The sequence below is a fragment of the Nocardioides sp. YJ-D4 genome (genome assembly GCF_054031495.1).
The window spans coordinates 665,297-684,189 of the sequence record NZ_CM132932.1 but is presented as its reverse complement, the minus strand read 5'-3'; the positions used below and the strand labels follow the sequence as shown (position 1 = coordinate 684,189).

Here is an 18,893-nt window from a genome sequence, read left to right as displayed (position 1 = left end):
ATCTGTTTCATTGACGATAGTCCTTGGAAACATCTGTTGGACACATGCTCTCGGACGAGGTGGACTGGTCGTCGTGGAGACCAACAAACCCAGCAGCATCGTCGTCGGCGGGCACACCCGGATCCGCCCGTTCAACACCAGCGTCACCTACCCCGAGCAGAACCTCGACAACGACCTGTGCCAGGCCGTCGTCGCGGGCAACACCGTCTACGTACGCGGTCAGATCGGGCAGGACCTGGACACCAGCGAGTCGGTCGGCATCGGCGACGTCGAGGCGCAGACCGAGCAGGCGATGGCCAACATCAAGATGCTGCTCGAGGAGGCCGGTGCCGAGATGGAGCACCTGGTCAAGCTCACCATCTACATCGTCGACCCGCGCTACCGCGAGACGGTCTACCGGACGATCGGCCGCTGGACGAAGGGCGTGCACCCGATCTCCACCGGCCTGGTGATCTCCGCCCTGGCCCGCCCGGAGTGGCTGGTCGAGGTCGACGCGATCGCGGTCATCCCCGAGGTGGCGAAGTGACCTTCTCCGTCCTCGCGACCGACGGCACGGGCGCCGTCGGCATCGCCGTGACCTCGTCCAGCCCGGCCGTCGCCGCGCGCTGCATCCACCTGCGCCCTGGCGTCGGCGGTGCCTCGTCGCAGAACATCACCGACCCGCGCCTGGGCACCGAGCTGCTCGACGCCCTCGCCTCGGGGCTCGATGCCCGGGCCGCGCTCGCGTCGGTCACCCAGGGCCGCGAGCACATCGACCACCGCCAGCTGACCGTTCTCGGACTCGACAGCGCCGGTGCGGCGTACAGCGGCTCCGGGTCGCTCGGCATCCACCACCACGCCGTCGCGCCGCAGGTGGTCGCCGCCGGCAACTTGCTGGCCGGCACCGAGGTCGTCGACGCCGTCGTCTCGGGCTTCGAGGCCGCGACCGGGGATCTGGAAGAGCGGCTCCTGGCTGCCCTGGAGGCCGGGCTGGCCGCAGGCGGCGAGGCCGGACCGCTGCACTCGGCGGGCCTCTCCGTCGTACGCGACGTCGCCTGGCGGGTCACCGACCTCCGCGTCGACTGGAGCGAGCGCCCGGTCGAGGACCTCCGCGACCTGCTGAAGGTCTGGCTGCCGCAGCGCGACGACTACGTGACCCGCGGACTCGATCCCACCGCCGCCCCGTCCTACGGGGTCCCCGGGGACGAGTGATGACCACCGCGAAGCAGTACGCAGCAACAACCGTCGGCAGCGACGCCGAGCGCCTGATCCGGCTCTCCGAGCAGCTGCACGCGAACCCCGAGACCGGCTGGGAGGAGCACGACTCCTCGCGCTGGGTCGCGGAGTCCCTCGAGGAGGCCGGGTTCACCGTCACTCCGGCCTACCTCGGTCTGGAGACAGCCTTCCTGGCGACCTTCGGCAATGGACCGTTCCGCCTCGGCCTGTGCGCCGAGTACGACGCCCTCCCCGGCCTCGGTCACGCCTGCGGCCACAACCTGATCTCCGCGATCACCGTCGGCGCCGCCCGCGCGCTCGCCCCGCTGGCCGACGCCGCGGGGCTCACCATCGAGGTCTACGGCACCCCCGCGGAGGAGGGCGGCGGCGGCAAGATCGAGCTGCTCGAGCGCGGCGCCTTCGCCGGGCTGGACCTGGCCATGATGGCCCACCCGGCTCCCGTCGACGTCGCCGAGGCCGAGCCGTTCGCGGTCTCCCACTCGCACGTCGAGTACCGCGGCAAGGCGGCCCACGCGGCGGCCTATCCCGAGCAGGGCGTCAACGCCGCCGACGCCTTCACCATCGCCCAGGTCGCGATCGGCCTGCTCCGTCAGCAGCTGCCGCCGACCGTACGCGTGCACGGCGTGATGACCAACGGGGGAGAAGCACCCAACGCCATCCCCGCGCGGACCGAGGGCCGCTGGTACGTCCGCGCCGAGAGCCTCGCCCAGCTCGCCGAGACCGAGGAGAAGGTCTGGCGCTGCTTCGAGGCCGGAGCGCTCGCCACCGGCGCGCAGCTCACCGTCGAACCCGAGAGCAAGCCGTACGCCGAGTTCCGCACGTTCGCGCCCGCGCTGGCGGCGTACCGGCGCAATGCCGAGGAGATCGGCCGGGTCTTCGACCCGGGGACCCCCGCTCGCCGGATGAACCGAGCCTCCACAGACATGGGCAACGTCTCCCAGGTCGTGAACGCCATCCACCCCTACGTCGGCATCAACTCGGGAACCGCACTCAACCACCAGCCCGAGTTCGCCGCGCACTGCGTCGGCGGGGACGCCGAGAAGGCGCTCCTCGACGCCGCCATCGCGCTGGCCTGGACCGCGCTCGACGTCGCAGAGGAGGCGGCGGCACGATGACCACCGTCGACGCCCCGGCCACCCGCGCCGAGCACGACTCGCTCGGCCCGTTCGAGGTCCCGGCGAGCGCCTACTGGGGCGTGCACACCGCCCGCGCGCTGCGAAACTTCCCGATCAGCGGCACCACCGTCGGGAGCCACCGCTCGCTCGTCGCCGCCCTCGGCGCGGTCAAGCTCGCCGCCGCGCGTGCCAACCACGAGCTCGGCCTGCTCGACGACCGTCGCCACGCCGCCATCGCCGCCGCCGCGCAGGAGGTCCGCGACGGGGCACTCGACGACCAGTTCGTCGTCGACGTGATCCAGGGCGGCGCCGGCACCTCGACCAACATGAACGCCAACGAGGTCGTCGCCAACCGTGCGCTCGAGATCCTCGGCCTGCCGTTCGGCAGCTACGACGAGATCCACCCGCTGGACCACGTGAACCGGTGCCAGTCGACCAACGACGTCTACCCGACCGCCGTCCGGCTCGCCCTGGTCGGCGCGATCGACCGCCTGGTCGAGGCCACCGCGGCCCTCGCCGACTCGTTCGCCCGCAAGGCGGCCGAGTTCCGCGCGGTCCCCAAGATCGGCCGTACGCAGCTCCAGGACGCCGTCCCGATGACGGTCGGCCAGGAGCTCGGCGCCTTCGCCATCACGCTGCGCGAGGAGCTGGCCCGGCTGGCCGACTCGCGGGTGCTGCTGTGCGAGATCAACCTCGGCGCCACCGCGATCGGCACCGGGATCACCGCCCACCCCGACTACCGGCGGCTCGCCGTCCGGCACCTCGCCGAGATCACCGGCCTGCCGGTGGTCGGCGCGGGAGACCTCGTCGAGGCGACCAGCGACACCGGCGCGTTCGTGCAGGTCTCCAGCGTGCTGAAGCGGATCGTCGTCAAGGCGTCCAAGATCTGCAACGACCTGCGGCTGCTCAGCTCCGGCCCGCAGGCAGGGCTCGGCGAGCTCCAGCTGCCCGCCCGTCAGGCCGGGTCGAGCATCATGCCCGGCAAGGTCAACCCGGTCATCCCGGAGATGGTCAACCAGGTCGCCTTCTGGGTGATCGGCAACGACCTCACCGTCACCATGGCGGCCGAGGGCGGCCAGCTCCAGCTCAACGCGTTCGAGCCGGTGATGGCGCACGGCCTGCTGCAGGGCTTCACCTGGACCGCCGCGGCCTTCGATTCGCTGCGGGAGATGTGCGTCGACGGGATCACCGTCGACGTCGCCAAGCTCGCCGCCGCTGCCGCGGGCAACGCCGGCCTCGCCACCGCCCTGACCCCGCTGCTCGGTTACGCGCGGTCCGCCGAGATCGCCAAGGCCGCGCTGAGCGGTGCGGGCGACGTACGGGATCTGGCGCTCGCCGCGGGTGGGCTCGACCCGGTCCTGCTCGACGCGCTGCTGCGACCCGAGACGCTCGCGAACCTCGACGCAACCGGCGCCGACGGCGTCAACGGGGCGAAACGAGAGTGACTTCGGGCAGGATGGCCCGCATGGCCGAGCCGTCCTTCACCCTGACCCAGCTGCGCTACTTCGCCGCGGCCGCGGAGCTGGGCAGTATGACCGCCGCGTCGCGGCAGCTCGTGGTCTCGCAGTCGGCGGTCTCGACGGCGGTCGCCCAGCTCGAGAAGGAGCTGGGCGTCCAGCTGCTGCTGCGCCATCACGCGCGCGGCCTGACCCTGACGGCCGCCGGCGAGGAGTTCTACCGCGAGCTGCGCAGCTACCTCGTGCACACCAGCGAGCTGGTCGAGGTGGCGCGCTCTGCGGGGCAGGCGCTCGTCGGCGACCTCGCCATCGGCTGCTTCACCACCCTGGGCCCCTTCGAGCTGCCTCGGCTGCTGGCCGCCTGCGAGCAGGACCACCCTGGCATCCACGTCTCCGTCGTCGAGGACGAGCACGCCGCGCTCAAGCACGCGCTGCGCTCAGGCAGCTGCGAGCTGGCGCTCATGTACGGCTACGACCTCGACGACGACATCGACCACGTCCGGGTCGGCCTCGCGGCGCCGTACGTCCTCATCGGCAAGGGCCACCGGCTGGCGCGCCGCAAGAAGGTCGCGCTCGCCGAGCTCGAGGAGGAGCCGATGGTGCTCCTGGACCTGCCGCACAGCGGGCAGTACTTCGAGCGGCTCGTCGAGTCGGCGGGCTTCCGCCCGCAGATCCGGCACCGCAGCGCCGGCTTCGAGACCGTCCGGGCGATGGTCGCCAACGGCCAGGGATGGTCGGTCCTCAACCAGCGCCCGGCGAGCGACACGACCTACGACGGTGCGCAGATCGTGACCCTCGAGATCACCGACCCGGTCGAACCCCTCGAGGTCGTGCTGGCCTCGATGAAGGGCGTACGCCTCACCGCCCGCGCCCAGGCGTTCGTCCGCTCCTCGGGCCGGGCAGCGCGACGGCGGGAAGGCCGCTGACCGCCTGACCGTCGAGTCGGCTCGAACTGACAAGAATCCCGCCGAGTCGGCTCGTTATGACGAGCCGACTCGGCGGGATTTGCGGTCAGGATGAGCCGACTCGACGAGCGGGTCAGGCCTGCGCGGCGATCGCCATCTCGCTCGGTGCGAGCTTGCGGCCGCGAGCCAGCAGGTAGTAGATCGGGGCGGTCGCGACGAGGCCGATGATCCAGCTCAGGTCGGCGCCGTTGAGCCTGTCCGCGACCGGGCCGGTGTAGAGCGGCGTCGCCATGAACGGGATCTGGACGACGATGCCGATCACGTAGGCGAGGATCGCCTGGCCGTTGAAGCGGCCGTAGATGCCGCCGTCGGCCGCGAAGATCGAGTCGAGGTCGTAGTTGCCGCGGTGGATCAGGTAGAAGTCGATCAGGTTGATCGCGGTCCACGGGACCAGCACGACGAGCAGCGCGAGCACGATGTCGACGAAGTGCGAGATGAAGTTGCCGGAGACGCCGATGGCGAAGTACGTCGAGGCGGCCATCACCACCAGCGAGAGCACCACGCGGCTGCGGGCGGTCGGGATCCAGGACGCGACGAACGTCTGCACGCAGGTGATGACCGAGAGCACGGTGCCGTAGAGGTTGAGCGCGTTGTGGCTGATCACCGAGAGCAGGAACAGGACGAGCAGTGGCGTACCGAACGCGCCGGTGGTGTCGCGCACCCCGGTCATCACCTCGACGCCCGGCTTCATCGCCAGCGCCACGATCGCGCCGAAGACGAACGGCAGGATCGAGCCGAGGGTGCAGCCGAGGTAGGTGGCGGTGAAGGTCGCCTTCACCCCGACGCCGGCCGGCAGGTAGCGCGAGTAGTCCGAGACGTACGGCGCGAAGGCGATCTGCCACAGGGCGCCCAGCGAGACCGTCGCGAGGAAGCCAGCGGTGCTGTAGCCGCCCTGGGTCCAGAAGCCCGCGGGCAGGCCGGAGACGAAGATTGCGACGGTGCCGAGCACGATGCCGATGCCGAGGACCCAGGTGGCGACCTTGTTGAGCGAGTGGATCACCTTGTAGCCGATCACGGCGATCAGGCCGGAACCGAGCGCCCCGAGGACGATGCCCGCCTCGACCGGGATCGGGTCGGCGATACCGTGCAGCGACTGACCGGCGAGGACGATGTTGGAGGCGAAGAAGGCCAGGTACATGACCGCCGCGATCACCACGACGATCAGTGCCCCGTAGGAGCCGAACTGGCCGCGGCTCTGGATCATCTGCGGGATGCCCATCTGCGGACCCTGGGCCGAGTGCAGCGCCATGAAGACGCCACCGACGAGGTGGCCGACCACGATGGCGACGACGCACCAGAACAGATCGAGGCCGAAGACGGTGACGCCGGCGGCACCGGTGACGACGGGCAGGGGAGCGATGTTGGTCCCGAACCACAGGGTGAAGAGGTCGCGCACCTTGCCATGGCGGTCCTCGGGTGGGACGTAGCCGATGGTGTGCTTCTCGACGACTGGCTGGTCAGACATGGTCATTCTCCAAAGGTGTGAGGCGCCCCACCATGGTCGTGACTGGGTTGTTCCTCTGGCAAACGAATCCTTTTGGCGTAAGGCATCGGCAAAACCGATGCAGGTGCGGATCGAGCTCCAACGCGAACCGAAACCGTCACATAGTCGTGCTCGCCTTCTTAGGTAAACCTTCGTAAGGTCAGGCTTACCAAATGAAAGGAAGGCCGTGAAGCCTCTCTCCGCTGTCGTGGTCTCGGTCTCCGTCGCCCTCCTCGCGACGACCCTCACCTCATGCTCCTCCGGCGACGCGCTCGTCGTCTACAACGCCCAGCACGAGCAGCTCATGGAGGAGCTGGTGCCGGCGTTCGAGAAGGAGACGGGGATCGACGTCGAGCTGCGCAACGGCAAGGACCTCGAGCTCGCCGCACAGCTGGTCGCGGAGGGCGAGAAGTCGCCGGCCGACGTCTTCCTCACCGAGAACTCCCCGGCGATGGCCGCGGTCGAGCGCGAGGGCCTGCTGGCCACGCTGCCGGACGACGTGACCGCGCCGATCCCGCAGCAGTACCGGCCGGAGAGCAACGCCTGGACCGGCTTCGTGGCCCGCTCCACCGTGCTGGTCTACAACACCGACCAGATCACCGAGGCCGAGCTGCCGGCCTCGCTGCTCGACCTCGCCGAGCCGGAGTGGAAGGGCAAGATCTCCTTCTCGCCGACCGGCGCCGACTTCCAGGCGATCGTCGCCGGAGTCCTGGCCACCGAGGGCGAGGCGGCCACCAAGAAGTGGCTCGACGGGATCAAGGCCAACGGCACGGTCTACGACGGCAACAACGTCGTGCTGGAGTCGGTCAACGCGGGCGAGGTGCCGGTCGGCGTCATCTACCACTACTACTGGTACCGCGACCAGGCCGAGTCCGGTGAGGTCAGCGACAGCTCCGAGCTCCACTTCTTCGGCAACCAGGACCCGGGCGCCTTCGTGAGCGTCTCCGGGGCGGGCGTGCTGGCCTCGGCCGAGCACAAGACGGACGCCGAGAAGTTCGTCGGCTATCTCACCGGCAAGACCGGGCAGCAGGGGCTGGCCGACAGCTACGCGCTGGAGTACCCGCTGAACCCCGAGGTGCAGCTCAACCCGCCGGTCAAGCCGTTCTCCGAGCTCGACCCGCCCGCCGTCTCGGTCTCCGAGCTCGACAGCGACGCGGTGGTCGAGATGATGACGGAAGCCGGGTTCCTCTGAGCAGCGTGCATCTCGGCACGTTTCCGGCCGCCTCCTCAGGGAGATGGCTGATGCCGGCGGTGGCCGGCACCATCGCCGCTGTCTGTCTGCTCCCGGTGGCGTACGTCGTGTGGTCGACCGCCTCGCTGGGGCCGGCGGAGGCGTACGACTTCCTGGTCCGCCCGCGCATCGGTGAGCTGCTGTGGAACACCGGTCGGCTGCTGGTCGGCGGGGTCGCGCTCTCGGTGGTGTTCGGGGTCTGCGGTGCCTGGGTGGTCGAGCGGACCTCCCTGCCCCTGGCCGGCTGGTGGCACGGAGCGCTGTGCGCGCCGCTGGCCATCCCGGCCTTCGTCAACGGGTACGCCTGGGTCGCCACGACCCACGCCGTTCAGTCCTATCTCGGGGCCGTGCTGGTCGTCTCGCTCTCCTACTATCCGCTGGTCTACCTGCCCGCGGTGGCGGCGCTGCGGCGCCTCGACCCATCGCTCGAGGAGGTCGCCGCGTCGCTCGGGCGGCGGCCACGGGAGGTGTTCCTCCGTGTGGTCCTGCCGACCGTCGCGCCGGCGGTGCTCGGCGGCGCGCTGCTCGTCGGGCTCCACCTGCTGGCCGAGTACGGCGCGCTCCAGCTGCTCAACTACCCGACCCTGACGACCGCGATCCTGCAGCAGTACGGCACCGCCTTCAACGGACCGGCAGCCACCCTGCTGGCTGGCGTGCTGCTGCTCGCCTGCCTCGGGCTGCTGGCCCTGGAGATGCTGGCCCGCGGCCCGGCTCGGCGTGCCCGCGTCGGGAGCGGCACGGCGCGGCCGGCGCCACGGCAGCGGCTGGGGCGGGCTACCGCGCCGGTGCTCGTCGGGCTCGCGGCCTTCGTCGGTCTGGCTGTCGGTCTGCCGGCGGTCAGCCTGGTGCGTTGGCTGGTCCGAGGTGCCTCGGCCGAGCTCGATCTGAGCCGCCTGCTGCCTGCCGCCGGCACCAGCATCGCGCTGGCCGCCGTCGCCGGAGTCGTCGCGACCGCCGCCGCGGTGCCGGTCGTCTGGCAGGCCGTCCGCCGCCGGACGAGCTGGTCGCTGGGCGTCGAGCGGGTCGCGTACGTCACCAGCGGGCTGCCCGGTGTGGTGGTCGCGCTCGCGCTGGTCACCGTCGCCATCGGCTGGGTGCCGGCGCTCTACCAGACGCTGCCGCTGCTCGTGGCGGCGTACGTCATCCTGTTCCTGCCGCGCGCGCTCGTCGCCGTGCGCGGAGTGCTGGAGCTGGTGCCGCCGCGGCTGGAGGAGGTCGCGCTCAGCCTCGGGCTGAGCCGGGCCGGTGCGATGCGCCGGGTGACCCTGCCGCTGCTCCTGCCCGGGCTGGCGACGGCGACCGCGATGGTCGCGCTCGCGGTCTCGACGGAGCTGACCGCGACGCTGCTGCTGGCCCCGATCGGGACCACGACGCTGGCCACCGAGTTCTGGAGCGAGGCATCCTCGGTCGCCTACGGCGCCGCGGCGCCGTACGCGCTGGCGCTGGTGCTCCTGGCGATGCCGGCGACGATCCTGCTGGGTCGCTCGTCGAGAGGGGAGGCGCGATGACCGCGGCACTGGAGATCAGCGGGCTGCGGGCCGGACACGGCCGGCGGCAGGTGCTCGACGGGCTCGACCTGACCGTCGAGGGCGGGGTGACCGCCGTGCTCGGTGCCTCGGGCTGCGGCAAGACCACGCTGCTGCGCTGCGTGGCGGGGTTCATGACGCCGACCGCGGGCGAGATCAGGATCGGCGGACGCTCGGTCGCCGGACTGGCGCCGCGCCGCCGTGGGATCGGGTACGTCCCGCAGGAGGGCGCGCTCTTCCCGCACCTCGACGTCGGCGGCAACATCGCCTTCGGGCTGCGCCGGAACGTGGCCCGTGCCGAGCGGCAGGACCGCGTCGCCGAGCTGCTCCGGCTGCTGGAGCTGCCGGCCGAGCTGGCTGACCGGCATCCCCATGAGCTCTCCGGCGGTCAGCAGCAGCGGGTCGCCGTGGCCCGTGCGCTCGCGCCTCGGCCCCGCCTGGTGCTCCTCGACGAGCCCTTCTCCTCGCTCGACGCGGGGCTGCGCGAGGAGTCCGGACGAGCGGTCGTGCGGGCGCTGCGTACGGCCGGCGCGGCAGCGCTGCTGGTCACCCACGACCAGGGCGAGGCGCTCTCGCTGGCCGACCAGGTGGCCGTGATGGCTGCCGGGCGCTTCCTGCAGGTCGGCTCCGCGGTGGACGTCTACCTGACCCCCGAGCATCCCGGGGTCGCGGCCTTCCTCGGCTCAGCGACGCTGCTTCCGGGTGAGGTGGGTGCCGACGGGCGGGTCGACTCGCCGCTCGGGGAGGTCGCGCTCATCACGCCCCGGCCCGCCGGGGCGGTGACGCTGGTCGTCCGTGCGGAGCAGGTGCAGGTCTCGGTCGACGCCACCTCCGGCACCAAGGGCGTCGTCGAGGAGGTTTCCTTCTTCGGCCACGACGCCACCATCCGGGTGCGGCTGAGCGATGACGTACGCGTCACCGCCCGGGTCGCGGGCACCGGGATCCCCGACATCGGAGCCACGGTCGCGCTCGAGGTCGTCGGGCCGCTGGTCGGCTATCCCGGGAACATGCGATGAGCTCGACCATCGCGACCGATGCCCACCTGCTCCTGCAAGGGCGACCGGGGGACCCGGCGGTCATCACCGACGAGACGACGCTGACCTACGCCGAGCTGGAGCAGGCGGTGATGGACCGCGCGGCGGCGTACGGTCCCGCCCGCGGCGTCGTGCTGCTCGAGGCGGGCAACGACCTGGACTCGGTGGTCGGCTACCTGGCCGCGCTCACCGCTCGCCGGCCGGTGCTGTTGACGCCGCCGGGTGGTGATCACGCCGAGCTGCGGACGCGCTACCGGGCGGCGTTCGAGGGCCGGGCCGATCTCCATCCCGACCTCGCGCTGCTGCTGTCGACCTCGGGCTCGACCGGGTCGCCGAAGCTGGTCCGGCTCTCCCGGGAGAACCTGACCGCCAACGCGGCCAGCATCGCTGCCTACCTCGGGCTCACCTCCGCCGACCGGGCGATGAGCTCGCTGCCGCTGCACTACTGCTACGGCCTCTCCGTGCTCAACTCCCACCTGAGCGTGGGAGCCGCGGTGATCCTCACGGACCTCTCCGTCGCCGACGAGTGCTTCTGGGACGTCGCGGCGCGTCACGGCGCCACCTCGTTCGCCGGCGTTCCCTACACCTTCGACCTCCTCGACACCTCCGGGTTCGCCGACCGCTCGCTGCCGTCGCTGCGCTACATCACCCAGGCCGGCGGCAAGATGCCGCCCGAGACGGTCCGTCGCTATGCCGCGCTGGGGGAGTCGCGTGGCTGGGACCTGGTCGTGATGTACGGCCAGACCGAGGCCACCGCCCGGATGGCCTACCTCCCGCCCGCGCTCGCCGCGAGCCGGCCGGAGGCGATCGGCATCCCGATCCCGGGTGGGCACTTCCACCTCGATCCCGTCGACGGTGCCGGGGACGGCCTGGCCGACGGTGTCGGCGAGCTGGTCTACACCGGGCCGAACGTGATGATGGGGTACGCCGAGAGCGTCGCCGACCTCGCCCGTGAACCCGAGCTCACCGAGCTCCGCACCGGCGACCTCGCCCGGCAGGCCGACGACGGGCTGTGGGAGATCACCGGCCGGCGCAGCCGGTTCGGCAAGATCCTCGGGCTGCGCATCGACCTCGACCGGATCGAGTCCGAGCTCGCGGCCTCGGCCGGCTGTGGGCCGGTGCGAGCCGTCGCTCCCGGCGCCCGGCTGCACGTGTTCACCGACGATCCGGGGGCCGCCGACCGGTTGCCGGGACTTGTGGACGGCATCGTGGCGCTGCCGCGCGCGCTGGTCCATGTCCACGTGATCGACGAGGTGCCGCGTACGCCGAACGGCAAGGTCGACTACGCCACGCTCGGTGCCTGGGCGAGCGTGGCGGACGCGGCCGGGCCACCGGATGCGGGGCTGGCCGAGGGCGCGGACGCGGAGGCGTTGCGTACGGTCTATGCCGCGGTGCTGAGGCGCCCCGATGCGACGGTGGCCGACAGCTTCGTCTCGCTCGGCGGCGACTCGCTCTCCTTCGTCGAGATCGCCACCCAGCTCGGCGAACGGCTCGGCACCCTGCCCTCCGGCTGGCAGCACCGGAGCATCGCCGAGCTCGCCGCGAGCGCGCGGAGCCCGCGGCGGTGGCTGCGGCCCGTCGAGATCCCGGTGTTGCTGCGCGCGGTGACCATCGTCGCCATCGTCGGCAGCCACGCGGACGTGTGGACCCTCCTCGGCGGCGCCCACATCCTGCTCGCGGTGGCCGGTTTCAACCTCGCCCGCTTCGGGCTCACCGCTCCCACCCGGACCCTGCGCGCGCGTCGCCTGCTCCGGGGAGCGGCCGCGGTCGCGCTCCCGGCTGCCCTCTGGGTCTGTGCCGTGGCCCTGGTCAGCGATCGCTACCACTGGCCGACCGCGCTCGGGCTCAACCAGGCGCTCGGCAGCGACGAGTGGACCCGCGACTGGCAGCTGTGGTTCCTGGAGGTCATCACCTGGTCGTTCGCCGGGCTCGCCCTCCTGCTGCTGGTGCCCGTCCTCGACCGGTGGCAGCGGCGCCATCGGTTCGGTGCGGCCGCCGTGGTGGTGGGTGCGACCCTCGCGGTGCGGTACCTGTGGGTCGGGCTCGAGGCCGGCCCGACCGAGCGCTACACGATCGGCTGCGTGCTGTGGTGCCTCGCCCTGGGCTGGGCGGCGGCGGAGGCACAGCGGCCGTGGCATCGGGTGCTCGTCGCGGTCACGGTCGTGGTCGCGACGTACGGCTTCTTCGGTGACCCTGTCCGCGAGGCGACGGTCGCCCTCGGCATCCTCGTCCTGCTGGTCCCGTGGCCGCCCCTGCTGCCCTGGCCGCTGGCCCGGCTGGCCGCCGTGCTCGCCGCGTCGTCGCTGTGGATCTACCTCGTCCACTGGCAGATCTACCCCGGCCTCGAGGCCGCCGGGCTCGGCTGGCTGGGCGTCCTCGCCTCCGTCGCGGCCGGTGTGGTCGCCGCCCTCGGCCCGGCGGCCTGGGCGGCCCGAGCCCGGGTGGCTAGATTGACGGCGTGAGAATCACGGTCGTACGCGGGGACATCACCGACCAGCCTGTTGACGCGGTCGTAAACGCCGCCAACTCCTCGCTGCTGGGCGGGGGAGGGGTGGACGGGGCGATCCACCGGCGCGGCGGCCCGGCGATCCTCGAGGAGTGCCGGGCGCTGCGGGCCGGACGTCTCGACGGCGGTCTGCCGACCGGGCAGGCGGTCGCGACCACGGGCGGCGATCTTCCGGCGAGGTGGGTGATCCACACGGTCGGCCCGGTCTACACCGACGGCCAGGACAACGTCGCCCTGCTGACCTCGTGTTTCCGTGAGTCGCTCCGGGTGGCCGACGAGCTCGGGGCGCGCACGGTGGCGTTCCCGGCGATCTCGACCGGCGTCTACCGCTACCCGCTCGACGAGGCCGCGTACGTCTCCCTGTGGACCCTCGCCCGGACCCCGACCTCTGTCGAGGAGGTGCGTGTCGTGCTCTTCGACCAGAAGGCGTACGACACCTTCGACCGCGCCCGCGAGGCCCTCGATCCCTCCGATGCCCAGGTCGAGGCTGAGCTGCGGAGCGTCCCGGACGCGACGTGGCTCGAGGCCTTCTCGGCCGCTGATGCGCTGACGGCTGAGGACCGTGACGTCGCCTGGGGTGGCGGGCAGAAGACCGAGAGCGGCGCGATCCTGGCGCCGTATCCCGCCTACAGCCCTCGGGTCCGGCAGCTCTATCGCACGCTTCCGGGGGCGTCCATCGACTGGATGAAGTGGATGCGCGGCAATCCGCTCCTCTCCAACCCTTCGCTGCTTGCTACCGCGCCGGTCGCGGACGCTGCTCGGCTCGCCACGGTCTATAGCCGGGGTGAACGGTTCAACGACGGGGTCTTCGGGCGTGCGCTTCAGGATGGGTCCATCGACGCGATCGTCGCTCGGTTGCGTACGTGGTTCGAGAGCGAGCGCTGAGCAGCAATGATTCATGTCTCGGGACCGAAGGAAGCATTGTGAGCACTCGCACGGTCGTCATGGCGCTCGCGATCGTGCTGATGGCGTCGTCGTGTGCGGCCAACCGGGGCGACCAGCTGGCCGATGAGCTGAGCGAGCGGCTCGAGGGCGTCGATGGCATCGAGCGGGTGGAGGTCGGGGGCAACAACGTCCTGCCGTTTGCGGGTGACGCCAGCGGAACCATCGTCCTGGAGGACGGGATCAGCACGGCGCGGGCCGCTGAGATCACCGCGATCCTGGCGCCTTACGTGTCCGGGGAGAGTCCCGACTACGAGCTCACTCTCGAGATGGACCACGTCGATCTTCAGGTGAGCTCATCCGAGGAGAGCAACGCGAGCGGGTTGCGATTGCTCGACGAAGTGCGGCAGCGCACCGATCTGGACAGCGCGACGATCGCCTACGGTGCCGGGTCACAGGCCTGTGTCGTCGAGGCGGAGGCGAGCGCGGATCCGTTGGCGGCCTATGACGGCTTGGTCGCGCTCCGGGCCGCGACGCCGGGATGTGAGCGCGCCGGTGTGCTGGTGACCTACGGAGAAGATCAGAGCGTCACCGATGCGGCCGACCACTGGGAGCACGTCGACACGTTGCCTGAAGCGGTTCCGATGACCGAGCCGATCGCCGGCCTCCGCGAGATCCGGGATCGGCTCGAGGTCGTGGGGTATGCGATCAGGCCGGGCGCGCTGACGCTGGAGATGAGTCGCGGCGAGGACGTGGTTGCGGCCGCCGAGCTCGCGCGTAAGACGCCCGGTCAACAGGTCAGCGTCAGCGGCGGCAAGATCAGTGCCTGGAACCAGGACGTCCCCGCTGCTCAGCTCGTCCTCGATCTCGCTGCGCTCTCATCGGTCGGGTCGGTCAGCAGCGATGATCGCGGCCTCCAGATCAGTGGCGTCGACGTGAACGATGTCGTCGCCGTCTATCGGGAGGTCGAACAGGAGCCCGAGGCCGCCGGTCTCAGGCGGATGTCGATCTCCGGCACCGTCGCCGGGGATGAGAGATACCAGGTTGCCGGGCCGCCGGATGTGGTCGCTGAGCGAGTTGCTGCGGCACCGCGGCTGGCTGCGTATGCGCCGTTCACGTTCACCGATGACGACCTCTCGGTGCACGTGACCATCGACGAGGTTTCGGACATGGTGGAAGTGATCAAGCCTCTCGCTGGGTTCGGGAGGGTGGTCACTGTCCGTGACGACCAGGGGCGGGTCGTCACTTTTCGCAGTGCGGGGGACGAGATCGAGGTGTCCGAATCCGGGCGGCGCGAGGAGGTTCGGGCTTTGCTTGACGCGATCTGGAGGGCGTGGCAGGGGTGACCGTTCTTCGGGGTTGGGGTGGGCCGCCGACCCGTTCTTGGAGGGTCTTCTCGATCTGGTCCGGCGTCAAGGACGCCCTTCGGGCGCCGGCTTCGCCGGCCGCCTTCGGCGGTCCTGGACTCCGGACCAGATCGAGAAAAAGATTTGGCTGGCTATCGGGGCGGCGGCCCGGGTGTGGCGCAGCGGAATCTTGCTTGAGACAGGTGAGGTTGATGGGGCGCAAGGGTGGCCCTTCGGGCCACTTACCATCCACAGATTCTAGGTCGTTCGCTCACCGCGAAAACAGCGGTTGAACTGGGAAAATAGATAGTCAGAACGGCGTGTGAAGCGTAGAATCAGACCCATCACAGCACACCTCCGAGGAGAGGACAGCGATGAGTCTCGGCCGCTCGATCGACCACTGGGGCACCAACCCCGGCGATGCGATCGACGCTGCCCTGGCCGCCATCGAGACCGCCCTCCAAGAGTTGCTGACCACCGACCCGGCCTACTGGCGCACCGGGCAGAAGAAGGACCTGCTGGAACGGCTGGAGAAACTCCAAGCCCAACAAGCCGCACTGAAGCTGCGGGTGCTCGCCACGGCCGGTGACATCGCCGAGGAGACCGGCGCGAAGGACGCCTCCGGATGGATGCGGACCGACCTGCTCGTCGACAAAGCCGTGGCTCGCTCCCAGGTGAAGCTCGCAGCCGCGGTCACCAAGTACGGCCTCGTTGCTGATGGCCTCGCTGAGGGTGTGGTGTCCCAGGACAAGGCACGGGTGATCACCCACGCCCTCGACAAGATCGAGACGGACCCCGTCGCCAGCGGCGAGGATCTGGTCCTGGCGGAGAAGCTTCTCGTTGACTACGCCGGCCGGTTGACCGCGAACGAGCTCCGCATCGTCGGACGACGGATCCTGGCCGAGATCGACCCGGCCCGGTTCGAGGACGCCGAAGCCAAAGCATTGTTGGCTGAAGAGGAGCGTGCTCAGCAGAAGACCGCGCTACGGGTCTGGGATAACCACGACGGCACCATCGGGTTCGACGGGGTCCTGCCGACCTCGATGGGGATGCGGTTCAAGCGGCTGGTGGAGGCCTGGGCCCAGCCCCGCAAACAACAGCTCGTCGCCAAGGGTGCTCCGTTGCCGCCGTGGGAACGACTCATGGGTCAGGGCTTCACCCGGCTCCTCGAGACCGTCGACCCGGCCGCGCTACCTAGGCATGGCGGGGATGCGACCACCATCAACGTGGTGATCTCCCTGGAGGAGCTCCGCAAGGACCTCGGCATCGCCACGTTGGGCTATGACGAGACCAACGGGGCCACCATCTCCGCGGCGGAGGCCCGCCGGATGGCGTGCAACGCCACCATCATCCCCTGGGTCCTCGGTGGTGACAGCGAGGTCCTCGACGTCGGCCGGGGCAGCAGGTTCTTCCAACCGATCCAACGCAAGGCGATGCGGTTGCAGCACAAGTGTTGCCAGGCCGAAGGCTGCGACATGCCACCGGAATGGTGCGATGCCCACCATCTAGAACCCTGGGCCGCCGGCGGCAAGACAGATCTCAAGGACGGGGCGCTGCTCTGTCCCCACCATCACCGCCTCGCCCACAACGCGGCGTACGTTCATGAGCGACTACCCGACGGCACGATCCGGTTCACCCGTCGTCCGTGACTGCGCCGTCGGATACCCGCCGGAAGTCGACGGTGAGGCGCCCTAGTTTCGAGGCATGGGTACGCATGTCGACATCGATCCGGCCATCCTCTACTTCGGCACGCCGGTGGTGTTGCTCGCTACGGTCAACGAGGACGGCACCACGAACCTGATGCCGATGTCGTCGGTCTTCTGGCTGGGACGTACGGCGGTTCTCGGGATCGGTGCTTCGTCGCAGACGGCGCGGAATCTGAGGGAGCGGCCGGAGATCGTGCTCAACCTTCCCAGCGTCGACCTCGTGACCCAGGTCGATCGGCTGGCGCTGACCACGGGCAACGCGGCGATGTCGGCGGCGAAGGCCGAGCGTGGGTATGTGTATGTGTCCGACAAGTACGCGCATGCCGGGCTGACGGCGTACGGATCGGACACGGTGCTGCCGACGTCGGTCGCGGAGTGCCCGGTGCACATCGAGGGGACGGTCGCGGCGCTCCACGAGCTCGGTGAACCGAAACTGCTCGCCGTCGAGGTCGCGGTGACTGCGGTGCGGGTCGCACCGGAGCTGCGTCTGGATGGTCACGACCACCGGATCGATCCTGATCGCTGGCGGCCGCTGGTGATGAGCTTCCAGCAGTTCTACGGGCTGGGGGAGCGGGTCCATCCGTCGCGGCTGGCGAGCATCGACGAGGAGCTCTACCGGTGAGCGGCGCCGGATCGACACGTCCGGGCATCGGATTGTGGTCCGCGGCGACATAGACCTGTGGCGGGCGTCACATCTACGGTCGGTCTGCCTGCCGGGTGGCGGCGGGCGCTCTTGCTCAGGAGGATCGGTCATGGGTCTCGGGTCTCGAATCTCGTCCAGGCTTCGGCGGCAACGGATCGGCGCCGCGCTCGCGGGCCTCGGCCTGGTGATGGCCGGGGGAGCAGCGGTCGCGGTCCTACCCGCCGAGACGTCCACGGCTGCCGCGGGTACGTGGTCGGCGAGGACGGCGGGCGGGATGACCACCCAGCTGTACGTCCCCAGCACCGCTCCGACGCTCGGCACCGGGCGTGCCCTCATGGTCAACCTGCACGGCTGCGTCCAGACCTCGGCCGCCCTGCGCGACGGCGGCAACTGGACCGCGACGGCGGATGCGCGCGGGATGGTCGTGGCGATCCCGGCGGCCCCGAACGGCGGCGTGCTCCTCGGCTGCTGGGACTACTACGACAGCAATCACTCCCGGACCTCGCTGGGGCGCCACGACGACAACCTCCTCCAGCTGGTCAGCGACCTGCTCGCCGATCCGGCCCTGGACATCGACCCCGACCAGGTCTATCTGTCCGGGCTGTCATCGGGCGGCGGCGAGACGATGGTGATGGGCTGCCTCGCGCCCGACGTCTTCGCCGGGATCGGGATCAACGCCGGTCCTTCGGTCGGGACGACCTCGGGGCAGATCGGGTCGGTGGCGGTGACCCAGTCGCAGGTCACCAACACCTGCCGTACGTTCGCGGGCTCCGCCGCGTCGGGGTTCGGCAGCCAGCTCACCTCGGTGATCTACGGTTCCAACGACACCACTGTCGCGCCCGGATACAACACCCTGAACGCGCAGGTCATGGCCGGGATCTATGGTGCCGGGTCGCAGTCGTCGTTCTCCCTGGCGGGCCTCGCCGGCAACAACACCGCGGGCTCCGGCACGCTGTGGTCGGACGGCACCGGCCCGCGCGTGTCCCTGATCCAGAACACCGGCATGGGACACAACTGGCCGGCCGGCGGTGGCCCCGGTGGCTCGTACGTCACGACGAACTCGATCGACTACCCGGCGTACGTTACGGACTTCTTCTTCGACAACAACCGCCGGGTCGAGCGGGGCGCCGAGCCGACCGACCCGCCGACGGAGGAGCCCACCGACCCGCCGACCGAGCCCGGCCTCTACTGCGGCGCTGCGACCAACGCCCAGCACGAGGCCGCCGGGCGCGCGCACTCCTACGGCACCAACCCCTACAACCCGTTCTACGCGAACGTCTCGGAGGACTACCTGGGGCAGGGCGACGCCACCGTGACGACCCTGCAGGAGTCGGCGGGCGGCCGCTTCGACGTGGTGACGACCTGCTGACGTAGACCTCGTCCCCGGGTATGCATGCCGTCGACGGATACGAGTCAGAGGGCGAGCGTCGACGCGATAGCTGCACTACCCGCGGCGTCGGAGCGAGCGGTCGGTGATCTCGATGTCGACCCAATCTCGGACGGGCCCGGCGTTCAGTGATCGGGGTAGGACTCTCCGAACGACTGGGCGACGGGTCGTGCTCCTTAACTTTCAGGGCGACTGGGTTTATGCTGCCTAGAGAATCAGTGCGGTAAGTCGCGTCCTCGACGCAACCATCCGAGCGCGGCTGCCGCGGTGCCAGACGACTGTTGTCGTCAGGTCGCTCGAAGGCCTGGAGGTGCTCCGCGCGATCCGGCTGCTGCGGTCCCAACTGAAACCAGGTCCCCGATCGGGCGGTAGTACTGGACGTTCGCCAGTTCGGACT

General features: G+C 70.4%; 15 protein-coding genes and 1 pseudogene. 15 read left to right on the top strand and 1 reads right to left on the bottom strand.

Features of this window, described 5'->3' with window-relative positions:
* Nucleotides 1-73: 73 nt before the first annotated feature.
* Genes ACW14X_RS03320 through ACW14X_RS03300 form a run of 5 tightly spaced genes read left to right on the top strand, consistent with a single transcriptional unit; the run spans nt 74 to nt 4,713 of the window.
* Nucleotides 74-526, top strand: coding sequence for a RidA family protein (locus ACW14X_RS03320; RefSeq protein WP_201451046.1), 453 nt, complete (start codon nt 74-76; stop codon nt 524-526).
* Nucleotides 523-1,191, top strand: coding sequence for a DUF1028 domain-containing protein (locus ACW14X_RS03315; protein ID WP_457164705.1), 669 nt, complete (start codon nt 523-525; stop codon nt 1,189-1,191). The genes ACW14X_RS03320 and ACW14X_RS03315 overlap by 4 nt, the downstream gene beginning before the upstream one ends.
* Nucleotides 1,191-2,330 carry a M20 family metallopeptidase gene (locus ACW14X_RS03310; protein WP_457164704.1) on the top strand — a complete coding sequence of 380 codons (1,140 nt, stop codon included), beginning with the start codon at nt 1,191-1,193 and terminating at the stop codon, nt 2,328-2,330. Before ACW14X_RS03315 ends, ACW14X_RS03310 begins: the two co-directional genes overlap by 1 nt.
* Nucleotides 2,327-3,775, top strand: a complete 1,449-nt coding sequence (locus ACW14X_RS03305) for an aspartate ammonia-lyase (RefSeq protein WP_457164703.1) — start codon at nt 2,327-2,329, stop codon at nt 3,773-3,775. The genes ACW14X_RS03310 and ACW14X_RS03305 overlap by 4 nt, the downstream gene beginning before the upstream one ends.
* 20 nt (nt 3,776-3,795) lie before the next feature.
* The gene (locus tag ACW14X_RS03300) at nt 3,796-4,713 is read left to right on the top strand and encodes a LysR family transcriptional regulator (protein ID WP_160024103.1); all 918 of its coding nucleotides are present in this window, start codon (nt 3,796-3,798) and stop codon (nt 4,711-4,713) included.
* 112 nt (nt 4,714-4,825) lie between these two features.
* On the opposite strand, the gene ACW14X_RS03295 is transcribed toward ACW14X_RS03300, so the two are convergent.
* The gene (locus ACW14X_RS03295) at nt 4,826-6,217 is read right to left on the bottom strand and encodes a purine-cytosine permease family protein (RefSeq protein WP_457164702.1); all 1,392 of its coding nucleotides are present in this window, start codon (nt 6,215-6,217) and stop codon (nt 4,826-4,828) included.
* Between the two features lie 205 nt (nt 6,218-6,422).
* On the opposite strand from ACW14X_RS03295, the gene ACW14X_RS03290 reads away from it, so the two are divergent.
* The 10 genes and pseudogenes from ACW14X_RS03290 to ACW14X_RS03245 all read left to right on the top strand — a co-directional run bounded on the left by ACW14X_RS03290 (nt 6,423) and on the right by ACW14X_RS03245 (nt 18,478).
* Nucleotides 6,423-7,427 carry an iron ABC transporter substrate-binding protein gene (locus tag ACW14X_RS03290; RefSeq protein WP_457164701.1) on the top strand — a complete coding sequence of 335 codons (1,005 nt, stop codon included), beginning with the start codon at nt 6,423-6,425 and terminating at the stop codon, nt 7,425-7,427.
* Nucleotides 7,428-7,477: 50 nt separating this feature from the next.
* Nucleotides 7,478-8,974 (top strand): ABC transporter permease, encoded by a 1,497-nt coding sequence (locus tag ACW14X_RS03285; RefSeq protein WP_457164700.1) that lies wholly within the window; start codon nt 7,478-7,480, stop codon nt 8,972-8,974.
* On the top strand, nt 8,971-10,008 hold the full coding sequence (locus ACW14X_RS03280; protein WP_457164699.1) for an ABC transporter ATP-binding protein: 1,038 nt from the start codon (nt 8,971-8,973) through the stop codon (nt 10,006-10,008). Before ACW14X_RS03285 ends, ACW14X_RS03280 begins: the two co-directional genes overlap by 4 nt.
* Nucleotides 10,005-12,488 (top strand): non-ribosomal peptide synthetase, encoded by a 2,484-nt coding sequence (locus ACW14X_RS03275; RefSeq protein WP_457164698.1) that lies wholly within the window; start codon nt 10,005-10,007, stop codon nt 12,486-12,488. Before ACW14X_RS03280 ends, ACW14X_RS03275 begins: the two co-directional genes overlap by 4 nt.
* A pseudogene (locus ACW14X_RS03270) lies at nt 12,485-12,961 on the top strand (O-acetyl-ADP-ribose deacetylase); the annotation flags it as partial. The gene ACW14X_RS03275 and the pseudogene ACW14X_RS03270, both read left to right, overlap by 4 nt.
* Nucleotides 12,941-13,417 (top strand): DUF6508 domain-containing protein, encoded by a 477-nt coding sequence (locus tag ACW14X_RS03265; protein ID WP_457166040.1) that lies wholly within the window; start codon nt 12,941-12,943, stop codon nt 13,415-13,417. The pseudogene ACW14X_RS03270 and the gene ACW14X_RS03265, both read left to right, overlap by 21 nt.
* A complete protein-coding gene (locus ACW14X_RS03260) occupies nt 13,396-14,760 on the top strand; it encodes a hypothetical protein (RefSeq protein WP_457164697.1) in 1,365 nt (454 codons plus the stop codon). Before ACW14X_RS03265 ends, ACW14X_RS03260 begins: the two co-directional genes overlap by 22 nt.
* Before the next feature lie 374 nt (nt 14,761-15,134).
* A complete protein-coding gene (locus tag ACW14X_RS03255; RefSeq protein WP_457164696.1) occupies nt 15,135-16,409 on the top strand; it encodes an HNH endonuclease signature motif containing protein in 1,275 nt (424 codons plus the stop codon).
* A 55-nt stretch (nt 16,410-16,464) separates the two neighbouring features.
* The gene (locus ACW14X_RS03250; RefSeq protein ID WP_457164695.1) at nt 16,465-17,088 is read left to right on the top strand and encodes a flavin reductase family protein; all 624 of its coding nucleotides are present in this window, start codon (nt 16,465-16,467) and stop codon (nt 17,086-17,088) included.
* A gap of 130 nt (nt 17,089-17,218) precedes the next feature.
* Complete coding sequence (locus ACW14X_RS03245; protein WP_457164694.1) at nt 17,219-18,478, top strand: extracellular catalytic domain type 1 short-chain-length polyhydroxyalkanoate depolymerase; 1,260 nt, start codon at nt 17,219-17,221, stop codon at nt 18,476-18,478.
* The last annotated feature ends 415 nt before the right edge of the window (nt 18,479-18,893 follow it).